This is a genomic window from Bacillus sp. SH7-1 (assembly GCF_008042405.1).
GTDB classification, from domain to species: Bacteria; Bacillota; Bacilli; order Bacillales; family Bacillaceae_G; genus Bacillus_A; species Bacillus_A thuringiensis_N.
Map to the genome: position 1 here is coordinate 2,501 of NZ_QNUD01000039.1, position 2,228 is coordinate 4,728.

Here is a 2,228-nt window from a genome sequence, read left to right on the forward strand (position 1 = left end):
TACGTGGTCGTAGACCCGAAACCAGGTGATCTACCCATGTCCAGGGTGAAGTTCAGGTAACACTGAATGGAGGCCCGAACCCACGCACGTTGAAAAGTGCGGGGATGAGGTGTGGGTAGCGGAGAAATTCCAATCGAACCTGGAGATAGCTGGTTCTCCCCGAAATAGCTTTAGGGCTAGCCTTAAGTGTAAGAGTCTTGGAGGTAGAGCACTGATTGGACTAGGGGTCCTCATCGGATTACCGAATTCAGTCAAACTCCGAATGCCAATGACTTATCCTTAGGAGTCAGACTGCGAGTGATAAGATCCGTAGTCAAAAGGGAAACAGCCCAGACCGCCAGCTAAGGTCCCAAAGTGTGTATTAAGTGGAAAAGGATGTGGAGTTGCTTAGACAACTAGGATGTTGGCTTAGAAGCAGCCACCATTTAAAGAGTGCGTAATAGCTCACTAGTCGAGTGACTCTGCGCCGAAAATGTACCGGGGCTAAATACACCACCGAAGCTGCGGATTGATACCAATGGTATCAGTGGTAGGGGAGCGTTCTAAGGACAGTGAAGTCAGACCGTAAGGACTGGTGGAGTGCTTAGAAGTGAGAATGCCGGTATGAGTAGCGAAAGACGGGTGAGAATCCCGTCCACCGAATGCCTAAGGTTTCCTGAGGAAGGCTCGTCCGCTCAGGGTTAGTCAGGACCTAAGCCGAGGCCGACAGGCGTAGGCGATGGACAACAGGTTGATATTCCTGTACCACCTCTTTATCGTTTGAGCAATGGAGGGACGCAGAAGGATAGAAGAAGCGTGCGATTGGTTGTGCACGTCCAAGCAGTTAGGCTGATAAGTAGGCAAATCCGCTTATCGTGAAGGCTGAGCTGTGATGGGGAAGCTCCTTATGGAGCGAAGTCTTTGATTCCCCGCTGCCAAGAAAAGCTTCTAGCGAGATAAAAGGTGCCTGTACCGCAAACCGACACAGGTAGGCGAGGAGAGAATCCTAAGGTGTGCGAGAGAACTCTGGTTAAGGAACTCGGCAAAATGACCCCGTAACTTCGGGAGAAGGGGTGCTTTCTTAACGGAAAGCCGCAGTGAATAGGCCCAAGCGACTGTTTAGCAAAAACACAGCTCTCTGCGAAGCCGTAAGGCGAAGTATAGGGGGTGACACCTGCCCGGTGCTGGAAGGTTAAGGAGAGGGGTTAGCGTAAGCGAAGCTCTGAACTGAAGCCCCAGTAAACGGCGGCCGTAACTATAACGGTCCTAAGGTAGCGAAATTCCTTGTCGGGTAAGTTCCGACCCGCACGAAAGGTGTAACGATTTGGGCACTGTCTCAACCAGAGACTCGGTGAAATTATAGTACCTGTGAAGATGCAGGTTACCCGCGACAGGACGGAAAGACCCCGTGGAGCTTTACTGTAGCCTGATATTGAATTTTGGTACAGTTTGTACAGGATAGGCGGGAGCCATTGAAACCGGAGCGCTAGCTTCGGTGGAGGCGCTGGTGGGATACCGCCCTGACTGTATTGAAATTCTAACCTACGGGTCTTATCGACCCGGGAGACAGTGTCAGGTGGGCAGTTTGACTGGGGCGGTCGCCTCCTAAAGTGTAACGGAGGCGCCCAAAGGTTCCCTCAGAATGGTTGGAAATCATTCGTAGAGTGCAAAGGCATAAGGGAGCTTGACTGCGAGACCTACAAGTCGAGCAGGGACGAAAGTCGGGCTTAGTGATCCGGTGGTTCCGCATGGAAGGGCCATCGCTCAACGGATAAAAGCTACCCCGGGGATAACAGGCTTATCTCCCCCAAGAGTCCACATCGACGGGGAGGTTTGGCACCTCGATGTCGGCTCATCGCATCCTGGGGCTGTAGTCGGTCCCAAGGGTTGGGCTGTTCGCCCATTAAAGCGGTACGCGAGCTGGGTTCAGAACGTCGTGAGACAGTTCGGTCCCTATCCGTCGTGGGCGTAGGAAATTTGAGAGGAGCTGTCCTTAGTACGAGAGGACCGGGATGGACGCACCGCTGGTGTACCAGTTGTTCTGCCAAGGGCATAGCTGGGTAGCTATGTGCGGAAGGGATAAGTGCTGAAAGCATCTAAGCATGAAGCCCCCCTCAAGATGAGATTTCCCATAGCGTAAGCTAGTAAGATCCCTGAAAGATGATCAGGTTGATAGGTTCGAGGTGGAAGCATGGTGACATGTGGAGCTGACGAATACTAATAGATCGAGGACTTAACCATATAATATG

At 52.1% G+C, this 2,228-nt stretch carries 1 rRNA gene (cut by a window edge); it reads left to right on the forward strand.

The window, feature by feature from the left end:
• Window positions 1-2,220: ribosomal RNA gene (locus tag DN390_RS25145) — 23S ribosomal RNA — on the forward strand; it begins 702 nt to the left of the window's first position.
• The last annotated feature ends 8 nt before the right edge of the window (window positions 2,221-2,228 follow it).